Annotated in this window: 24 protein-coding genes; 2 read left to right on the top strand and 22 right to left on the bottom strand. The window is 36.3% G+C overall.

The annotated features are described in order from the left end of the window. Window positions 1–92 precede the first annotated feature (92 nt). The 3 genes from panD to panB are packed head-to-tail and all read right to left on the bottom strand — an operon-like array spanning window position 93 to window position 2,173. Window positions 93–476 carry an aspartate 1-decarboxylase gene (gene panD / locus CER22_RS11175; protein WP_088608757.1) on the bottom strand — a complete coding sequence of 128 codons (384 nt, stop codon included), beginning with the start codon at window positions 474–476 and terminating at the stop codon, window positions 93–95. 12 nt (window positions 477–488) lie between these two features. Then, window positions 489–1,337 (bottom strand): pantoate--beta-alanine ligase, encoded by an 849-nt coding sequence (panC, locus tag CER22_RS11170; RefSeq protein WP_088608756.1) that lies wholly within the window; start codon window positions 1,335–1,337, stop codon window positions 489–491. Then, window positions 1,337–2,173 carry a 3-methyl-2-oxobutanoate hydroxymethyltransferase gene (gene panB, locus CER22_RS11165; protein WP_000853116.1) on the bottom strand — a complete coding sequence of 279 codons (837 nt, stop codon included), beginning with the start codon at window positions 2,171–2,173 and terminating at the stop codon, window positions 1,337–1,339. Before panB ends, panC begins: the two co-directional genes overlap by 1 nt. Before the next feature lie 408 nt (window positions 2,174–2,581). Between panB and CER22_RS11155 the strand changes: the two genes are divergently transcribed. Continuing rightward, window positions 2,582–2,971 (top strand): cupredoxin domain-containing protein, encoded by a 390-nt coding sequence (locus CER22_RS11155; RefSeq protein ID WP_078183454.1) that lies wholly within the window; start codon window positions 2,582–2,584, stop codon window positions 2,969–2,971. A 26-nt stretch (window positions 2,972–2,997) separates the two neighbouring features. On the opposite strand, the gene CER22_RS11150 is transcribed toward CER22_RS11155, so the two are convergent. The 7 genes from CER22_RS11150 to CER22_RS11120 are packed head-to-tail and all read right to left on the bottom strand — an operon-like array spanning window position 2,998 to window position 8,553. Then, a complete protein-coding gene (locus CER22_RS11150) occupies window positions 2,998–3,978 on the bottom strand; it encodes a biotin--[acetyl-CoA-carboxylase] ligase (protein WP_046955213.1) in 981 nt (326 codons plus the stop codon). Beyond that, complete coding sequence (locus tag CER22_RS11145; protein ID WP_088608755.1) at window positions 3,963–5,156, bottom strand: CCA tRNA nucleotidyltransferase; 1,194 nt, start codon at window positions 5,154–5,156, stop codon at window positions 3,963–3,965. Before CER22_RS11145 ends, CER22_RS11150 begins: the two co-directional genes overlap by 16 nt. Then, window positions 5,143–6,288 carry an N-acetyl-alpha-D-glucosaminyl L-malate synthase BshA gene (bshA, locus tag CER22_RS11140; protein WP_087985552.1) on the bottom strand — a complete coding sequence of 382 codons (1,146 nt, stop codon included), beginning with the start codon at window positions 6,286–6,288 and terminating at the stop codon, window positions 5,143–5,145. The genes CER22_RS11145 and bshA overlap by 14 nt, the downstream gene beginning before the upstream one ends. After that, window positions 6,289–6,990, bottom strand: coding sequence for a bacillithiol biosynthesis deacetylase BshB1 (bshB1, locus tag CER22_RS11135; RefSeq protein ID WP_048543522.1), 702 nt, complete (start codon window positions 6,988–6,990; stop codon window positions 6,289–6,291). An 11-nt stretch (window positions 6,991–7,001) separates the two neighbouring features. Next, window positions 7,002–7,397, bottom strand: a complete 396-nt coding sequence (gene mgsA, locus CER22_RS11130; RefSeq protein WP_046955216.1) for a methylglyoxal synthase — start codon at window positions 7,395–7,397, stop codon at window positions 7,002–7,004. 14 nt (window positions 7,398–7,411) lie between these two features. Then, window positions 7,412–8,212: a dihydrodipicolinate reductase gene (gene dapB, locus CER22_RS11125; RefSeq protein WP_048543525.1), complete on the bottom strand. Its 801-nt coding sequence runs from the start codon at window positions 8,210–8,212 to the stop codon at window positions 7,412–7,414. Beyond that, window positions 8,212–8,553, bottom strand: a complete 342-nt coding sequence (locus CER22_RS11120; protein WP_048543622.1) for a nucleotide pyrophosphohydrolase — start codon at window positions 8,551–8,553, stop codon at window positions 8,212–8,214. Before CER22_RS11120 ends, dapB begins: the two co-directional genes overlap by 1 nt. A 468-nt stretch (window positions 8,554–9,021) precedes the next feature. Between CER22_RS11120 and CER22_RS11115 the strand changes: the two genes are divergently transcribed. Then, entirely contained in the window at window positions 9,022–9,903 is an 882-nt protein-coding gene (locus CER22_RS11115; protein WP_000203306.1) for a YitT family protein, read from the top strand. 28 nt (window positions 9,904–9,931) lie between these two features. Here CER22_RS11115 and CER22_RS11110 read toward each other — a convergent pair whose 3' ends face one another. The 12 genes from CER22_RS11110 to hisC form a co-directional block, all read right to left on the bottom strand. After that, window positions 9,932–10,573, bottom strand: coding sequence for a uracil-DNA glycosylase (locus tag CER22_RS11110; RefSeq protein ID WP_088608754.1), 642 nt, complete (start codon window positions 10,571–10,573; stop codon window positions 9,932–9,934). Between the two features lie 109 nt (window positions 10,574–10,682). Continuing rightward, window positions 10,683–11,363 carry a zinc metallopeptidase gene (locus CER22_RS11105; RefSeq protein WP_002096760.1) on the bottom strand — a complete coding sequence of 227 codons (681 nt, stop codon included), beginning with the start codon at window positions 11,361–11,363 and terminating at the stop codon, window positions 10,683–10,685. 112 nt (window positions 11,364–11,475) lie between these two features. Continuing rightward, on the bottom strand, window positions 11,476–12,264 hold the full coding sequence (gene ypjB / locus CER22_RS11100; protein ID WP_088062706.1) for a sporulation protein YpjB: 789 nt from the start codon (window positions 12,262–12,264) through the stop codon (window positions 11,476–11,478). Window positions 12,265–12,366: 102 nt separating this feature from the next. Next, window positions 12,367–13,053 carry a lipoprotein intramolecular transacylase Lit gene (gene lit, locus CER22_RS11095; RefSeq protein ID WP_060489613.1) on the bottom strand — a complete coding sequence of 229 codons (687 nt, stop codon included), beginning with the start codon at window positions 13,051–13,053 and terminating at the stop codon, window positions 12,367–12,369. A 17-nt stretch (window positions 13,054–13,070) separates the two neighbouring features. Beyond that, window positions 13,071–13,661: a DUF1405 domain-containing protein gene (locus CER22_RS11090; protein ID WP_097889739.1), complete on the bottom strand. Its 591-nt coding sequence runs from the start codon at window positions 13,659–13,661 to the stop codon at window positions 13,071–13,073. A 121-nt stretch (window positions 13,662–13,782) separates the two neighbouring features. Next, window positions 13,783–14,550, bottom strand: coding sequence for a menaquinol-cytochrome c reductase cytochrome b/c subunit (gene qcrC / locus CER22_RS11080; protein WP_000554601.1), 768 nt, complete (start codon window positions 14,548–14,550; stop codon window positions 13,783–13,785). A gap of 43 nt (window positions 14,551–14,593) precedes the next feature. Then, window positions 14,594–15,268, bottom strand: coding sequence for a menaquinol-cytochrome c reductase cytochrome b subunit (gene qcrB, locus CER22_RS11075; protein ID WP_000932700.1), 675 nt, complete (start codon window positions 15,266–15,268; stop codon window positions 14,594–14,596). Further along, complete coding sequence (gene qcrA / locus CER22_RS11070; RefSeq protein ID WP_001290419.1) at window positions 15,269–15,781, bottom strand: menaquinol-cytochrome c reductase iron-sulfur subunit; 513 nt, start codon at window positions 15,779–15,781, stop codon at window positions 15,269–15,271. A gap of 143 nt (window positions 15,782–15,924) precedes the next feature. Then, on the bottom strand, window positions 15,925–16,380 hold the full coding sequence (locus tag CER22_RS11065; protein WP_048543535.1) for a YpiF family protein: 456 nt from the start codon (window positions 16,378–16,380) through the stop codon (window positions 15,925–15,927). A 155-nt stretch (window positions 16,381–16,535) separates the two neighbouring features. Continuing rightward, window positions 16,536–17,072 carry a ReoY family proteolytic degradation factor gene (locus CER22_RS11060; protein WP_001095922.1) on the bottom strand — a complete coding sequence of 179 codons (537 nt, stop codon included), beginning with the start codon at window positions 17,070–17,072 and terminating at the stop codon, window positions 16,536–16,538. Window positions 17,073–17,145: 73 nt separating this feature from the next. After that, complete coding sequence (locus tag CER22_RS11055) at window positions 17,146–18,408, bottom strand: tetratricopeptide repeat protein (RefSeq protein ID WP_088608752.1); 1,263 nt, start codon at window positions 18,406–18,408, stop codon at window positions 17,146–17,148. Window positions 18,409–18,758: 350 nt separating this feature from the next. Further along, window positions 18,759–19,871 (bottom strand): histidinol-phosphate transaminase, encoded by a 1,113-nt coding sequence (hisC, locus tag CER22_RS11050; protein WP_088608751.1) that lies wholly within the window; start codon window positions 19,869–19,871, stop codon window positions 18,759–18,761. Window positions 19,872–19,956 lie beyond the last annotated feature (85 nt).

Here is a 19,956-nt window from a genome sequence, read left to right as displayed (position 1 = left end):
AAATTATATAATGTTACTATACCACGTTTTATCTCATCTTAATGAAAAGATGCACAAAAAAGCTATCTCCGTAATAGAGATAGCCTTCTTACTTATAATATCGTACCCGCTTTTTCAGTGCCTAACATTTGGATAATTTGATTATCATCGTCTAATACTGCAATTTTCGGCTCTTGGTTATGAATATTTTCTTCTGCCACTAAACCGTAGCAAATAATAATAACTTTATCCCCTGGCTGTACAAGCCTTGCAGCTGCACCATTTAAACAAACAACACCGCTACCGCGTTCTCCTTTAATAACATATGTCTCTAAGCGCGCACCATTATTGTTATTTACAATTTGTACTTTTTCATTTTCTACAATATTTACTGCATCCATTAAATCTTCATCAATTGTAATACTACCTACATAATTTAAATTTGCTTCTGTTACCGTTGCGCGATGTAACTTCGCTCTCATCATTGTGCGAAACATAGATGCTCCCCCTTATTTAACCGTTAATGTTATATTGTCAATTAATCGTACATTCTCAAATTTAACTGCAATTGCTAAAATCATTCGTCCTTCAATTTTATCTATTACTTGTAGTGAAGGATAGGCATATAAATCAGCATAATCTACAGTGCCTTTCGTATACGTCTCAATATACTCTTTCACAAGAGTTGTAATGATTTCTGCATTACGTTCGCCTGCTTCAATTCTTTCTTTCGCTATACATAGACTGCGGTATAAATGAGGAGCCTCTTCACGCTCTTCTTGTGATAAATACACGTTACGAGAACTTTTCGCTAATCCATCTACTTCCCTTACAATATCCACTGGTACGATCGTAACCGGAATATTAAAATCAGCGACAAATCCTTCAATGACAGCAACTTGCTGTGCATCTTTCATACCAAAATAAGCACGCGTTGGCAATGTAATATTAAATAGTTTCATTAGTACAGTCGCAACTCCAGCGAAATGACCAGGTCTTTGTTTGCCACATAATACATCGGTACGCTTCACAACTGCTACTGTTGTCGTTTGTTCTGCTGGATACATTTCTTCTACGCTCGGATAAAATAAATAATCTACACCGTTTTCTTTTGCTACATTTTCATCTCTATCAATATCACGAGGGTATCGATCTAAATCTTCATTCGGCCCAAACTGTAGCGGATTGACAAACACGCTTAAAACCACAATTTCATTTTCTTCTCTTGCCTTACGTAATAAAGTCGCATGGCCTTCATGTAAATAACCCATCGTTGGAACAAAACCAATACTTTTTCCACTTATACGAAGTTCGTTTGTAATTTGCTGCATCTCTTGCACTGTAGTTACGATTTTCATTATTGTTTTCCTCCGTATAACGCTAAGCATTCTTCCTCTTTCATTGTGAATGAATGTTTTTCTTCTGGAAATTGCCCTGTCTTTACTTCAGTAACGTATTGTGAAATCCCTCGCACAATCTCCTCTTGAACAGACGTATATTGCTTTACAAATTTCGGAACACGATTTACGCCGTATGAGATAAGATCATGATAAACAAGTACTTGCCCATCTACTTTTTTCCCTGCTCCAATTCCAATCGTCGGAATTGTTAGTTGCTTCGAAATTAATTCCGCTAACTGCATTGGCACACATTCTAACACAAGCGCTATCGCACCAGCTTCCTCACATCTCTTCGCATCTTCTATTAATTTTTTTGCACTTTCAGCATCTTTTCCTTGTACTTTATACCCACCTAGTACTCCTACAGATTGAGGAGTTAAGCCTAAATGTGCCACAACAGGAATTCCCGCATTCGTCAAGTAATGAATAGTTGATACCACTTCCCCTGCACCTTCTACCTTCAGTGCATGAGCACCACTCTCTTGAACAATGCGGCGTGCATTCACCATCGTATCTTGAGGCGACACATGATACGACATAAATGGCATATCAGTTACAATAAACGTCTCTTTCGCTCCTCGGCGTACAGCTTTCGTATGATGAATCATATCCTCTACTGTTACAGGTACTGTTGAATCGTAGCCTAGCACAACCATCCCAAGGGAATCTCCAACTAGAATCATATCAACTTCAGCTTCTTCTGCTAACTTAGCAGATGGATAATCATACGCCGTTAGCATCGTAATCGGCTCACCTTGCTCTTTCATCTTCAAAAAATCTGTTTTTGTTTTCAAAAACTACTCCTCCTTTATACAGGAGAGAGGAGATGGCCGAAATCATATAAAAAACCCCTCTGGCCATAAAAGGGCAGAAGGGTTGTGTGTTAGTCGGCATTATTCATCCCTCTGTCCCAGTCCGTTATTGGATCAAGGCAGAATCCAAGTTATTATTTTTCGTATTGCTTCGAATCATGGTGCAGTTCGCTCTGATACTGCCCACATTCGAACTAATTATAGCAAACTCCAAAAAGGGATTACTACATTTTTTTGAAAAAATAATTTTTTATTCCTATTACGGTATGTGAAATTTTTATAAATAACTCAATCATAGAAAGATACAGCTTTGTTTAAAATGCCTCGTATAACTCTTAAACTAATGATGCAGGTTAATTGAGAAAAGTACTTACAAAAGGAGAATTGCGCATGTTTATGAACAAATGGTTATTTCCATTCACCGGTTTGCTTCTGATGATTGTAGGGATGATAACTTTTAGCTCCTTCCATGCATTTGCCTCAGTTAACGTCGTAACACAACCTATCGATTCAACGAAAGTAATTGAGGTCGAACTGAATGATGATTACTTTCATCCAAACGTCATCACCATTCCAATTGAAGAGTCAACAACATTGTTATTAAAAAACAAAGGTAAGAATGAACACACCTTTACAGTAAAAAAACTCGGCATTGATGTCGTAGTCGAGTCAGGAAAAGAAAAAAACATTACCGTGAAACCTAAAAATACTGGTACATATGAATTAATATGCCGGTACCACCTTCTTAAAGGAATGGAAGGCAAAGTAATAGTCAAATAAAAAGAAGTTCCCAAAAGGAACTTCTTTTACTTAATTTCGATATCCGCAGAATGAATGTGATGTACTTTCCCTTCATGGTCCTCCAGAAGCAATACACCATCCTCTGTAATTCCTTTTGCTACGCCTGTAATTGTCTCTCTCATCGTTCGAGCGGTAATTTCTTTCCCGATGCTCACAGCGTAACTTTCCCAAAGAATTTTAATGACAGAGAAACCATTTTGTAAATACTCTTCATATAATTTTTCTAGTTGTAAAAAGATTTGTTGCATCAGCTCTGCACGAACAATTGGCTCACCGGATTCAATCGCTAAAGAAGTAGCAATATGCTGAATTTCCTCATCAAAATGCTCTTGCTTTTGATTTGCATTAATACCAATACCCATAATGACAGCATTAATTTTATCAGGATCAGCCTGCATTTCTGTTAATATACCTACAGCCTTTTTACCTTGAATTAAAATATCATTCGGCCATTTTATTCCTACGTTTACACCCGTGCACTTTTCAATTGCTTGTGCAACGCTAACAGCCGCTAATAAAGTAAGTTGTGGTGCATGATGAACCGGGATTGATGGACGTAAAATAATACTCATCCAAATTCCTGTTCCTTTTGGTGAATGCCATTTCCTACTTAAACGACCTCTGCCGGCTGTTTGTTCTTCTGCAACAACAATCGTTCCTTCTTCTGCACCTTCATAAGCAAGTTTTGCTGCAATATGCTGCGTAGATTCAACAGACTCTTCAAAATATACCGTTCTACCAATATGTTTCGTTTGTAACCCTAACTGAATTTCATTAGCAGTCACTTTGTCTGGCTTACTCGCAATTCGATAACCTAATCGACGCACAGCTTCAAGTTCATATCCCTCATTCCGAAGGTCCTCCATATGTTTCCACACAGCGGTTCTTGAACAACCAAGTTTATCACTAATCGTTTGGCCAGATACAAACGCGCCATCCGCTTCTGAAAAAACTTGCAATAACTGCTTTCTTATAGTAGATTGCATTCTTGCAGCCACTCCCTTATACACTCTTTCTCATTAACTACGTTTCCTTGTAAGATTGCTTCTTCAACCTTTTGAATCATTTCAGCAACCCACGGACCTGGCTTTTTATTTGCCCAGTTTAATAAATCATTCCCAGTCACATTCATTTCTTGTCGATTCTTGATTGGCAATGCTTCAAACAACGTTTGTACTCGTTTCACAGATGTATTATCATAGCTTTCAATCATCGCTTCATATACTCTTTCTGCCATTTCAGCGATATGAATTCCCGTTTTATAAAGAAAGACTGTATCCCAATCCTTCTCCTTTCTCGTACGGAGTGTTAATAAAACTGCGACGATATCTTTTATTTTTTTATTTGAAAACTTCCATTGACGTAAAAAGACAGATGGATGCTCTTCCCCAATACAATATAAGAAGAATGCCCATGCCTCAATGTCCGTTTCAAAAGAATCCCAGTTATACTGCGTAGCTTTTAATAATCTCTCATCTGACATTTGTAAATATGGCAGATGAGAAAATAGCTTCGTTTCTACTAATTCTTGCAAGCCCTTCACGCAATATGTACCAGTTAACAGTTTCTCAAACTCCACTGTAATTCGCTCAATTGCAATGTGTTCTAGCAAATGTCCATATGTTTCTATTGCTTGTTTCGTTTTCATTTCTAAAGAAAAACCTAACGTACTTACGAAACGAATACCACGCATCATTCGCAGGGCGTCTTCTTGAAAACGATCCGCAGCATTGCCAACCGTCACAATTTCTCTCTTTTGAATCGCTTGCTGTCCAGCAAATAAATCAACCATTTTGCCTTCTTCTGTCATCGCAATTGCATTCATTGTGAAATCACGACGTTTTAAATCCTCTTCTAATGAACGAACAAATTGAACACTACTAGGTCTTCGAAAATCTTCATATTCGCCCTCTGTTCGAAAAGTGGTTACCTCATAAGGTTCACCATTTTCTACCACAATTACAGTTCCATGCTCAAGACCAACAGGAACATGTCTTGGAAATATAGCCATCACTTCTTCTGGTAAAGCAGATGTCGCAATATCAATATCTCCAATCGGCCTATCGATAATAAGATCTCGTACGCTTCCACCGACAAAGTAGGCCTCATGTCCTTGTTGCTTTAAAGTCTCAATAATAGAACTAGCTTTTTTAAATCTTTCCATTTTTGTCATCCCTTAGTACATCATAGTAAATCGTTTCATATTGTGAGACGATTTTTTCAGAGCGGAACTGCTCGTAAACACTTTCTCTTGCTCGCTCTCCCAAATTACGGTGAAGTTCTTCATCCTTTAATAGCTGAATGGCTTGATTTGCCACTCCTGTTGGATCGCCAACTTCACATAAATATCCTGTTTCACCATGTTGAATGACTTCTGGAATACCTCCAACCCTTGTTCCGATACAAGGTACACCACACGCCATCGCTTCTAATAAAACAAGACCAAAACTCTCCTTCTCTGAAAGAAGCAACATTAGATCACTCATCGCAAGTAGCTCTGCAACATTATCTTGCTTCCCTAAGAATAAGACGCGATCTTCAATATGTAAATTTTTTACTATCTGTAAAATCGTGCAAAATTCTGGTCCATCTCCAACAAGAAGCAACTTCGCATCTACTTCTGTAACAATTTTAGCAAATGCCTGAACAACATCTTGCACACGTTTCACTTTACGGAAATTTGAAATGTGAATCAGTATCTTTTCACTCTCACTTATACCGTATTCTTTCTTTAATTGAGACATATCACGCTTGAAATATACACGCTCGTCTATAAAGTTATATACCGTTTGAATGTTTTTATTTGGTTTTACAAGCTCATGCGTTTCGTTAATCAATGAATGCGAGACAGCCGTCACAACATCAGATTGCTCAATACCAAAACGAATTAAATTATTTAACGAAGGGTCAGAACCTAACACAGTAATATCTGTTCCATGTAAGGTTGTAACAATTTTAATACGCTCTCCAATCATTTGTTTTGCTAAATAAGCACAAATGGCATGTGGTATTGCGTAATGCACATGTAAAATATCTAGGTTCTCTCTTTGTGCAACCTCTGCCATTTTACTCGCTAACGCTAAATCGTATGGTGGATATTGAAATACAGAGTATTGATTTACCGTCACTTCATGAAAATAAATATTTGGATACACTTTATTTAACCGGAATGGTAAACCCGATGTAATAAAATGAATTTCATGCCCGCGTTCCGCTAATTGCTTTCCTAATTCTGTTCCAACAACTCCAGAACCACCTACAGAAGGATAACATGTAATACCTATTTTTAATTTCATTTACATCCCCCCTATTAAATCAGCATGTAATAAAACCGGTTTCTTACTCATAAATCCCTCGGCATATAAGACTCCAACTTCTTTTCCAAACATTTTCTCTCGAGCGACCACAGTTTCAACGTAACCTTCTGTTAACGGCGTTTTCACACCATCACTCCCTGTTGAAAACTGACTTTCATACGCTTCTAATGCTTCCACTTTTATAGAAAGGTACTCACTTATATCTATACAAAAATTCGGTTTATGAAAACCATTAATCATATAATAATAAAAAGACTCCACGCGATGTGGCGAAACCTCTGGCATATATTTACGAATTCCCGCTGAAAAAATAGCTTCTTCCACAAGTTTTGCACAATTTGCATGATCTGGATGACGATCTTCATAATACGGCGCGAAAACTAGTTTCGGTTTATATGTACGAATCACCTTTACAATTTCACGTATATACTCTTCTTTCATATACAAACCACGGTCTGGCATCGCTAAATTCAGTCTCGTTTTTACTCCCATTATACGAGCTGCCGCCTTTGCTTCTTCTTTTCTCAATTCTATCGTTCCATTAGAAGAAAGGTCAGCTTCTGTTAAATCACAAATACCTACTTCATACCCTTGCTTCGTATATTTAGCAATGGTACCAGCCATGCCGATTTCGACATCATCGGCATGAGCACCAAACGCTAATATATGTAATCCACTCATAATTGTTCCCCTCATTTTCTAAACTTGCGGTAATCTAAATCTCCTCGCTCTAATGCGTGCATTAACATTTCAGCACTTGCCATATTCGTTGCAAGTGGAATCGCATATACATCACATAAACGAAGCAATGCATTTACATCTGGTTCATGCGGCTGAGCAGTTAGTGGATCTCGGAAAAAAATCACCATATCCATATCGTTTTTTGCAATCATGGCACCAATTTCTTGATCGCCACCAAGAGGACCCGACTGAAATCTTGTTACAACTAAACCAGTTGCCTCCATAATACGAAGTCCTGTCGTCCCTGTTGCAAATAATTCATGTTGTTCAAAAATTGGTTTATATGCGTATGCAAACGAAACCATGTCATCTTTCTTTTTGTCATGTGCGATTAAGGCAATTTTCATCCGTTGTCTCCCCTTTAGTCGATAATATTTTCTAAACCGTACACAAGATGATCTAGATTCATTACTGTATCAATTGATAGTTTTACACCCGACATAAATGATGCACGATTGAATGAATCATGACGAACCGTTAACATTTGTCCATCTCCACCAAACATTACTTCTTGGTGTGCAATAAGTCCTGGTAAACGTACACTATGAATGTGAATGCCGTCTACATTTGCACCACGAGCACCTTCTAGTTGTTCTACTTCATTCGGATGACCTTGCTGCTTTGATTCACGATTTTGACGAATTAATTCTACTGTTTTTACTGCTGTACCAGATGGTGCATCTAACTTTTGATCATGATGCAATTCAATTACTTCAACATCTTGGAAATACTTCGCTGCCATTTGTGAGAATTTCATCATAAGAACTGCACCAATTGCAAAGTTTGGAGCGATAATTGTTCCTACTGCTTTTTCTTTCGCATTCTCTCTTAATTGCTTTAGTTCTTCTTCTGTAAATCCAGTTGTACCAATAACAGAACGAAGTCCACGCTCAACTGCTAGTGTAACGTGTTGTTTCCCAACTTCTGGCGTTGTTAAATCTAACAACACATCTGCTTCTACTTCCTCTAAACAAGTATGTAAATCTGCGTAAATTGGCGCTTGTAACGCTGGCATGCCCGGTAAATCAGAAATTTTCTCTCCACCATGCTTATAATCCACTGCTGCTACCAAATTAAAATGTTCCGTTCTTTCCATAAGAAGGACTGCTTCATGTCCCATACGTCCTCTTGGTCCAGCGATAATTACTTTAATTTCTTTCATTATTCTTTCTCTCCCTCATCAATACGTGTCCAGCGATCTTTATCACGTGTATTAAATTTATTCATTACAATGTTATGTGCCGTTTCTAAATCAATATTTAAACTATTTGCCATACAAATCATAACAAATAATACATCTCCAAGCTCTTCTTCCAGACTACGTTCTTTTTCAGTTGTTTTCTTCGGTTTCTCACCATAATAATGATTTACCTCTCTTGCAAGCTCCCCCATTTCTTCCGTTAAACGAGCCATCATTGCAAGTGGACTGAAATAACCTTCTTTAAACTGACCAATATATGCATCTACTTCTTTCTGCATATCCTTCATCGTTTTTGCTTCCATATAATTCACCTCTAATCCTTCCTCTTTCATGTTAGCCAATTCATCGCGATTTGACAAATATTATTCCCCGCCAAACACCTATTTGCGACCCTTTTTTGGATAGACTATAATAAAGTGAAACTTTCTTTTGCGTTTTTTGCAAAAGATTAGTTGAACCAATCGGGCTCTTACGGCTGGTTTGATCTCACTTCACTGCTTTATCCTCTACCAGCCGTTAGAGCGGGGTAAAGTGAAACTTTCTTTTGCGTTTTTTGCAAAAGATCAGCCAGAACCAATCGGGTTCCTACGGCTGGTTTGTCCTTCTTCAGAGCTTTATCTCCTACCAGCCGTTGGAACGAGGTAAATAGAAACTTCTTTTGCGTTTTTTTACAGCCTTCTCTATTTTTACTAACAACTAGAAATTACTTATCATTATGTTTTACCGTATCAGCGGAGCAATGCAATTTACATAATTAGGAGGATTTCTATATGACATCAAATTTGAAGATTCGAAATATCATTTTCATTTTAATCGGTTCCGCTATTTTTTCTTTCGGTATTGTGAATATCAATATTGAAAATCACCTTGCAGAAGGTGGATTTACCGGTATTACACTATTATTGTATTTTCTATTTAAGTTTGATCCTTCTTATTCAAACTTAATTTTAAATATCCCTATATTTTTTATTGGTTGGAAGTTACTTGGAAGAACGACATTTATCTATACACTAATCGGCACCTTCAGCGTATCTTTATTTCTATGGATTTTTCAACGTTACGAAGTTCTTAACTTACATTTAAACTTACAAAATGATATGACACTCGCGGCTTTATTCGCCGGGGCATTTATCGGTGTCGGTCTTGGCATAATATTTAAATATGGCGGGACTACTGGCGGTGTAGATATTATCGCAAGACTCGCTCATAAATATGTTGGCTGGAGTATGGGGAAAACGATGTTTATGTTTGATGCTATCGTCATTATCGTCTCTATTCTTACCTATTTATCATACCGCGAGGGCATGTATACGTTAGTTGCTGTTTTTATCGGGGCGAAAGTCATTGATTTTATGCAAGAAGGAGCCTATGCGGCAAAAGGAGCAACTATTATCTCAGATAAAAACGATGAAATTGCTGCCAAAATTTTATCTGATATGGAACGCGGAGCTACTTTTTTAAAAGCTGTTGGATCGTATACGAAAGTGGAACGGAACGTATTATATTGCGTTGTTGCTAAAAATGAAATCGTGAAATTAAAAAATATTATTACTTCTGTAGATCCTCATGCCTTTGTTGCTGTAAGTGATGTACATGATGTAGTTGGTGAAGGTTTTACGTTAGATGAAAATAAAAATCCGTTACATAAATAAACGCAACTAGAAAAGCTCTCTAGCTTTTCTAGTTTTTTATTACATATTTTTTAAGTTTATCTAAATCCTCATAAATAAGCTCCAATAAACTCCGATTATAAAAAATGGAAGCAGGATGAAAGGTCGGAAAGATATGATATTCTTGCTCTGACCATGTAAACACTGCACTTTGCATATCCTTTAATTTTTGAATGGGCTGTTTTAATAATTGTCCGTGCACATCTGTTATTTTTTTATTTTTTCCTGTTAAACGTTGAAGACCGATATTTCCAAGGGTGACGATAAGCTTCGGATTTATTTTCTCTAATTCATAATCTAACAAAGGCGCATGGGCAAGTATTTCTCCTTGATTTGGTGTTCTATTATATTTTTTCTGTATGATTTCACCATTTCGTTCTTTTTTCTCTCGCCATTTATAAGGCCTACTTCGGACAGCGCTCGTAATATATACTTCTTCCCTTGTAACATGAATCCGTTCTAAAAAACCCATTAATTGTTTTCCCGCTCTCCCGCTAAACGGAATCCCATTATGAATTTCTGTTTCACCAGGCGCTTCTCCTAACAGCATAAATTTTGGATTTTCAGGACCTTGTCCACTTAAAAAGCCTTCTAACTGATAAGAAGCGCTTTGTTCTTTCACTTGTTTTACTAAACGACTTGGATATTTCACTTCCCCCACCGCCTTTCCGCATTACTTCTATTCCTTCTATTATTTCTATTTGCAATACATTATATAATTCAATCCACAAAACAAAAAAGACTATCAAAATTGATAGTCTTTAGTCGTCGCTACGCTGCATACCAGTATACATTAATACGAGACGTAATAATTCAAATACTGCTACAGCTGCAGCCGCTACATATGTTAATGCTGCCGCATTTAATACTTTACGAGCTTGGCCATATTCATCTGTTGATACGATACCTAACGCTTCAATTTGTTGCATTGCACGCTTTGATGCATCAAACTCAACAGGTAATGTCACAAGTTGGAACACAACACCTGCTGCCATTAAAATGATACCTAATAACAACAAGTTAGACATAGATGCAAAGGCACCAATCATAATAAATACCCAAGAAATATTCGATCCAAAGTTTGCAACTGGCACTAACGAATGACGAATACGCATAAAGTTATAATCTTTTGCGTCTTGAATTGCGTGTCCTACTTCGTGTGCTGCAACTGCTGTACCAGCAACTGAATGACCGTAATAGTTATCTGTTGATAATCGAACTGTTTTGGCAGTTGGATCATAATGGTCTGATAAATGACCTGGTGTTTCTTCTACAGCTACGTTGTATAATCCGTTCTCATCTAAAATTTTTCGAGCCACTTCCGCTCCTGTCATACCTGAAGTTGAATAAACTTGTGAATACTTGCTATAGGCACTACGTACTTTTGACTGTGCATACAACGGTATGATCATTATGATCGCGAAGTAAATTAAATAAAACATCATGAACCTCTGAACCTCCATTGAAGTTTTAATTATAGTACTTCTCATTCTATTTTCTTCTGACATCATTGTCAATGAATAAACCTTACAATCCGTATCTTTATTTATTGCATTATCTATTCTTAGAGTGTACATTACTTTTTCTTTTTTCTCTCTCTCCTTTATACTTTCTCCATCCAACATAAGTTAATGTGAATAAAATAAGACCTCCAGTAATTGTCATAAACCAAATGAGTGAGGGTGCAATTTCATCTTTTTTTACTGTGTGAAATATTTTTTGCAAATCCCCTTTAATGATTCCTACTTGCATTTGCCCCCCTTTCGTATTTAACATAACGTTACGAAATTCATCCAAATAAGATAAATGGGCATTTACACGCTGCACTTCATTTTCTGGCAGGGCGATCATTAAGCTTGGATAAATAATATTAAATTCATGTAAAAATGTGTTTAACGTTTGTTGAAACTGTCCCGTATCTTCTTTTTTCATCGCTTTTTCCATTTGAGAAAAGGCACCCATTACTTTTCTTTCTCTTTCCATCCAAAGCGGTTGATATTTCGACACTTGCGCATCAACAGCGAGCTGCAGGGCTAACACATTATCAATTTTAACTTGTTTACCTAAATCTGTTTCCGAGAGAGATTGTTTCGCCTTGTCGTAAGCTAAAGAAATAACTCTAACCTGATCTGGCGTTACTTCTTGCTTCTTTTCATTCCCCTTTATAACAAACTGCTCGGAGAAATGTTGTAATACTTGTACTGCTTTTCCATCTTCATTACGCTTCACTAATTGTAATGAGTCGTCTAACAACCCTGTTAGTTCACTCCACTCTTCAGCATATATACGTAACGGAAACATTATAATTAGAAATGCTATTAATCCAATTAATGTTCTCTTCATCACGGTCCCCCCTATAACTACTAGTACAAAATATGTTAATTTGGACAAGAATAGAACTGGACCGAAAAATATATTATCATTTTACAAACAAAAAAATTCTCTTTAAACAGAGAATTTTTCCTTTGAAACCCTTTTCTTTTTTACAAAATATCTATACAAACTGTAACAAATTATGCTGCCGCATAAAATAAATAATAAAATAGCACACGCAGCATGCATAAAGAATTCTTCTGGTAACATTAATATAATTGGATCCGTTTCAATATCAAACATCCAATAATCATTACTGAATAAAAGTTTATGGAATAATACAAAACTCTTTTCAAAATTAATAGCGATCGGTAACATGAGCGCTATCGGTAAGATAATTGTTAAAATTGATCCGTGCAGTAAAAACTTTTCATTTTTCTTTTTTAATAAATAAATCCCGCCTATTATTGCAATCATAATTGTCGCATACATTACATATTGAATCTTTACTAAAATATTTTTAACATCTACAAAATGAATACGGCCATTTGTAGACATATCTAATGTTGGCAACTGCAATGCTCCATCATAAAACGGCGATAAATATGTAATAAGCACATCATAATTTCTTTTAATATCATCCTTCGTCATATCCGCTAAATCTGGAATGTTTAAAAAATCAATTTCAAAATAATATAGCCATTTTCCGTATACAACCGCTGTTGTTGCAAGTGCAAATATAGAAAATGCTATGCTATATGAAACAACTATAGTAATCAATCGATCCAATATTTTTGTACGACTCTTATTCTTCTTCATTTTCTCCCCCTAAATGTTCATAAAGAAAACTGTTTTCGGTTCTCACGTAAGCAATAATAATATGTAAGACATAGTGTGACGATGCTTAGCCAAAACGTAAAGTAACCAATTTCTTCTACAAACAAATGCATAATTCCATATCTCGGCATTTGCCAAAATAAATAATCAATTGCATCATTATGTAATGTCCATATAGCTGCTACCGCAAAATGCCATTTTTTTATACGGTAAAACGGCGCATATAGCACTGCTTGTACTGCCATCGCAAAATGCGAAAGCATTAACATATACCCCATAAGACCAATAGGACCTTTTACATAGATCATAATTGCATTTACAACAACAGCCCATATACCATATTTCATTAAAGTAACAATCGCTAGCGCCTCTATTAATCCCCAATTTCTCTTTCTAAAAAAAGCAATTAAAACAAAGACAAAAAAGAGACTCGCCATCGGGCTATCGGGTACAAACGGCCAAAATATAGGTGAGGTTTCTTTTAATTGATTTCCATACCATATAAATCCGTATATTGTACCTAATATGTTAACAACTAATAAAAATAATAATATAGAGCGTTGTCTTAACATTGCATACAAATAAACCAAGCTGTATGTCCAACACCTTTCAAACAAAGTCATTCTTTCCTCAAACTCTACTCTATTATATAGTAAACTTTCTTTCATCAAAATAAAAAGCTGACTACAAATTTTTGTAGTCAGCTTTTTATTATTTTTTATTATACTTTGCAACGAATTCCGAAAGTTTCTTCAGTTCCTCATCTGTACCTTTAAATACTCCTTTAGGCATTGAACCTTTTCCATCTTTCGCAATTTTAGCAATTTCTTCTGGCTTTAAAGTTAAATTTTGCAGTGCCGGTGCTGCTGCCCCGCCTTGTAAATTGTCACCGTGACATGTTAAACAAGTATTTTTTTGCATTAATTTATAGCCGTCATCATTTTTATCAACTGGTGCTGTTTTTACAATTGCTCCTTGTTTTTTTGCAGCTTCCCAGTCGTGGTGTGCTACAGATTCCCAAGTTAAAAAGATAATCGATGCAATTGCTAAAAGCATAAATCCAGTTGCTACAGGACGCTTCAATGGGCGTCTTTCTGGGCCTCGGTCAAGAAATGGAGCTAACAATAATGCGCCAAACGCAATCCCTGGCATAATAAACGCTCCAATTACAGTAAATGAACCAGAAGCATAAGAATACTTTAATAACTGATACAAGAATAAGAAATACCAATCTGGAAGTGGTATATATCCGGCATCAGTTGGATCCGCCATTCTCTCAAGTGGTGACGGATGCGCCACTGTTAAACATAAATAACCGATTAAAAAAACTGCACCAACCATCCATTCTTTTAACAAAAAGTTCGGCCAAAACGCTTCTGTTTTTCCTGGGTATTCAGAATAGTCTTTTGGAATATTTGGTTTCCGAGCTACTGGTACCCGAGAATCTCCTACAAACTTCATCCCTTTGCCTCGATGCATAATCTCCCTCCTTTAGTTCTTTCCCCTTTAATTTAGCAATCTCTTATAGCGGACCGGAAATACCTTGTTTGCGAATCATGATGAAGTGGAAGGCCATTAAACCTAGAAGTGCTGCTGGTAAGAAGAAGACGTGAATAGCAAAGAAGCGAGTTAATGTTTGAGCGCCAACAATTTCGGAATGACCAGCGAGTAATGTTTTAATATAAGGACCAATGAGCGGCGTTTGCTCTGCAATTTGAATCCCTACTTTCGTAGCAAATAATGCTTTCATATCCCACGGTAATAAATATCCGGTAAAACCAAGACCTAACATAACAAAGAAAATAAGAACACCAACAATCCAGTTTAACTCACGAGGCTTTTTATACGCACCCTGGAAGAAAACTCTAAGTGTATGTAAAAACATCATTACAATGACGAGACTAGCGCCCCAGTGGTGCATACCACGAACAATTTGCCCATATGCAACTTCATTTTGTAAATAATAAACCGATTCCCAAGCATTTTTAATATCAGGCACATAATACATCGTCAAAAACATTCCTGATAAAATTTGAATTACAGTAACGAAAAAGGTAAGTCCTCCAAAGCAATAAACGAATGCAGAAAAGTGATGTGCCGGGTTTACATGTTCAGGTACTTCATGATCAGCGATATCACGCCATATTGGTGTAATATCTAACCTTTCATCTACCCAATCATAAATTTTATTTAGCATCTACTTTGCACCCCCTTTTGGCTTCGCTTTGCCTAAATACAGCGTTCCATCTTTTACTTTGGACTCGTATACATCAAGCGGAGCAAGGGGCGGCGTGCCTTTAATGTTCATCCCGTCTTTTGTGTAACGGCCCCCGTGACATGGACAAAAGAATTGATTCGGATGTGCTTTGTCCGAATTCCAGTTAACTGTACATCCTAAATGTTTACATACTGGAGAGAACGCAACAATGTCTCCGCTTTCATCTTTATGAACCCAAGCTGATTTTGGCTCTTCGGACTTGTACCAACCATCAACCTGCTTCACCTTAAAGTCGAAACGTTTCGGCTCTGTTGTAATATCCTTTACTTGTGCAACAGCAACCATATCCGTTCCCGCTTCTTTTCTTAACACCGGATCAAGCGCAAATCGCGTCATCGGCATTAAAATACCCGCTGCCATAAAGCCTCCTACCCCTGTAAGGGTGTAATTTAAAAACTGTCTTCTTGATACACGATGTTCTTTCTCGCTCACGAAAATTTCCCCCCTCTATCAGAAATTGTCCCCTCGTGATAAATTATATAAAAAATAAAAACTAGGACACTATCATGATATAATACGCTTAGGTACAGGTCAATATCATACTACTCATAATAATAAGAACTTTCTGTTTATTACTACTTTCCCCATTTTTCTTCTAACATCACCATTATATTTTTTATATGTGCATGAATAACTTCTCTTTTCGCTTGATCACTAAATTGTTCTAACGCTAATGAAGGAAACCAAAATAAATCTCCTTGTAACTCTTGCATATCTTCTTTCCATGAAAAATCACTTGTAACATAAGCAATATGCTTAAAACCTTGCTTTTGCAAATGATTTGTCCATTCTTGCAAACGACCTTTTTCATTTTTTTGACTTTCTACTAAATACGTAAATGCAGGTAGTAAAAGTACTCTTCCTTTATATTCTCTTTCCAACTCCATACTCAACAATTCGATAAATTCACCTTGTTCTACTACCATTTTCATTTCTTTTGCTGCCGAAATTGATAAAAGTGGTATAACACCAGTATCTACATAATCTCTTGCTTGCTCAAACTGCTCCACATCTTTTACACTCCATTTCAAATGTCTTCCCTCCCTTCATTTTCAAATGACAGAACTTTCACTTTATATATATTAAACCATACTAAAAGAGGTAAAAAAAGAAAAACTACCTATATTAAGGTAGTTTTTCTTAAAAAAGTCTGAAATTTGTAAAATTTTATGAATCCAAATGAATTCTATAACATCTTTAACTCAGCTGTTAACTTATGAAACGCTTCCTTATCTTGCTTATCCAGCGCTTCATCAATTTGTTTCAAAAGACGTTCTCTTCTAAAAGAAAATACACTTTCTTCTAAAAATCTTTCTGCAAGTAAACGATCTTTTTCATTTACTTCAATATGCTTTGGTAAATACGGGTTTTCTTCTAATACAGCTACATAATTGGCATTTTGAAACGATGATTTAAAATTGAGTTGAATATAAATATCTTCATCTCGATTTAAACGAATATCATGAAACGATTTTTCAGCATCTGTTGTCATAACATTTTGTTTAAAAAAGTGAAATGGTGTGTCTTTCACACAATTCGCGGACATCACTAAACCACGCGGACAATATTTTGCATGCTCTACGAAGTGGACTTTATGCATCAATTGGTCATGACTCATTAAATAATTCAAAATCCATACACATTCACGCTGTTTCAGTTGGTAATTATTCAAAAACCATTTTACAAAATCCTTCTTCTCGTTTACAGAAACAGGGGTATTCATAGCAATTAAGTCCCTCCTCTGTCTTTCTCTTTTCTTTTTAGATTCAAGAAGCGGTATTCAGTTTCCTTCCAACTTATGAAAAATCCTCTAAATTATATAACAATTCTTCAATATGAATTTGTGTCGGGTCTAGTTGTATTAACTGAGTAAATACTTCTTTCGCCTCTTTTCGCATACCTTCTTCCAATAAGAAATAACCGTACTCTTCCAAGAAGTCTGGATGATTCTTAAAAGAAGTATATGCACTTTCATAGTGTTTTAATGCATCCGAATACATTTCTAATTGTTTTTTTGCAAACGCAAGATCCCAAAGTAGTTGTGTATCTGGTTCTCCGCTATCAATCGCACGCTCTACAACTGCAATTAACTCTTCATATTTTTCTTGTTCTTTTAAGATATACGCATATTTTAATATCGCACCTAAATGTCCTGGATCTAACTCAAGTGCTTTTTGAAGCACTTCCTCTGCTTCCGCTATTCTTCCTAATTTCGCCGCAATGTTCGCTAATTCTACATAAAATGGTACAGAAAGCTCATCTACTTTAATTCCTTCTTGAAGTGTTTCATAGCTTTCTTGAAGCATTCCTTCTTTTTCATAGCTTTTCGCCAAATACATGTACAGCGATGCATACTCCGGATCTAATTCTTTTAGTTCTTGCCAAGCACCAATTGCTCTTTGATATTCTTCACCTTGGTATAATGTGAAGGCATATCCAAATAATGAGTGGATATCTTTTTGTTCCTCTAAACCTGCTTCATAGTAAGAGATCGCTTCTTCCCAATTTCCAATCGCACTTAACGTTTCTGCGAGGCGAAGTGCAATGCCAACACCACCCATGACTTTATGTTCTGCTAATAGCGACTCATAATGAGTGATTGCCTTTTGTTCTTCACCTTTACTACTATATAACTCTGCTAATCCAAACGTAATAACAGGTTCGTCAGGCATCATTTCTTTCGCCTTTAATAGTTTTTGTTCTGCTACATCATCGAAACCTTGCATTTGGAATAAATCTGCAACAAGTAATAACGATTGAACATATAAGTCATCATTTTCTGGAATATCATGAAGCACTTCAATCGCTTCATCTTCTTTGTCTAGATCAATATATAATTCTGCTAAAAATACAGTGAATTCACTTTCTTCCGGATACAATAAACGCAAGTCTTCTGTAATAGCTAACGCTTCATCCGTAAATCCAAGTGTATGATAATAGCGAGCGATATCATACTTCTCTTCATCATTCGCAATTTTTAATTGTTCTTTTAATAATTGTAATCCTTTTTCCGCTTCACCATTTTCAATATATGAAACAGCTTGTTCAAACTTTTGCATAAACGTCTCCTTTAATTCTAACAAATATTATTTTCTGTTCATTTACCCCGATTGGTGCGGGCTAATAATCAGTGAGGGGATGAGCATCCCCTCACTGATTAAAGTTTCACTTTATCATAAGCAACTAGGTGTACGAACGCAACCTTTAGAATGAGCATACTTCATCTTGTACTTTCACTGACAACGATTCAAACATGACACCGATACCGCATTACTACTTTCTATTGTACCGTTTTCTTTCATTACCGTGCAAATAACTTCCCTTATTAATTATTAACACGCACGGATCAAGCTTTACAGGCCTTCATTTAAATAAAAAAGACTCCTATATTAGGAGCCTTCACAAACTCTTAAGAGTATGTTTCTTCTTTCTTTACTTGCTCGTTTACAAGCTCTTTCAATAATTCTATAATTTCATCATTTTCTTCTTTCAAACCGACAGTAATACGAATACCATCATGTATACCAAATGCAGCACCAGAACGAACAATATATCCTTTCTTCATTAATCGTTCGAAAGCCTCATTACCAGGAATACCGAGTTTTAAGAAAATGAAATTTGTTTGAGATGGATAATAGAATACGTTATATTCCTTACAAAATGCGTAATATTGATTTAATCCTTCTTCATTCTTTTTCACACATTCTTGTAAAAATACTTGATCTTCTAATGCAGCGAGTGCTACAGCCTGCGCTACAGTCGATGTATTAAATGGTAACCTTGCTACTTCTAGCTGCCCGATTAAATTCGCATTACCAACCGCATATCCGATACGGAAAGCAGCTAAACCATATGCTTTTGAAAACGTGCGTAAAACCATAAGATTTTCATACTGTTCAAGAAATGGTAATGTTTGCGGATAGTCTTCTGCCACAGCATATTCATAATATGCTTCGTCCATAATAACGAGCGCTGACTTAGGAACTGATTCTAAAAATGAAAGTAAATTTTGTTTCTCTACATATGTACCTGTCGGATTATTCGGGTTACAAATCCATACAATCTTCGTTTTATCATCTACTTGCTGTAACATCGCATCTAAATCGTGAATGCCATCTTTAAGTGGTACTTCACGAACTTCTGCTCCTTCAATAACAGCATGGTGATGGTATTGCGAGAATGTTGGATTCGCCATTACAACATTTGTTCCTTCATGTAGTAATGCACGACTAATCATTTGAATGACTTCATCTAATCCACTACCAAATAACAGTTGTTCTGCTTTGACACCTAACTGCTCTGCTACTTTTGTCCGAAGTTCAAATGCATATCCATCTGGATAAAGAGCGTATTGACTCGCTAAAGAAGTTAATGCTTCTGTTACGCGTGCTGAGCAACCGAATGGATTTTCGTTCGATGCTAATTTCACAATTTTTGATAATCCATATTCCCTTTTTACTTCTTCAATATTTTTCCCAGGTACATATGCTCTCAAAGTTAACAATTGCTCTTTCACTCTCATTTTTCTTCCCCCAGTCGTTTTATTCAATTCAATTACAATAAGGTTGTAATTTCTCACTGTAATCGTTTATCTTAACCGTCACTAT

The sequence above is a fragment of the Bacillus sp. K2I17 genome (genome assembly GCF_002209985.1).
GTDB lineage: Bacteria > Bacillota > Bacilli > Bacillales > Bacillaceae_G > Bacillus_A > Bacillus_A wiedmannii.
The sequence above is the reverse complement of the archived record's forward strand: the minus strand, read 5'-3'. Positions and strand labels throughout refer to the sequence as shown.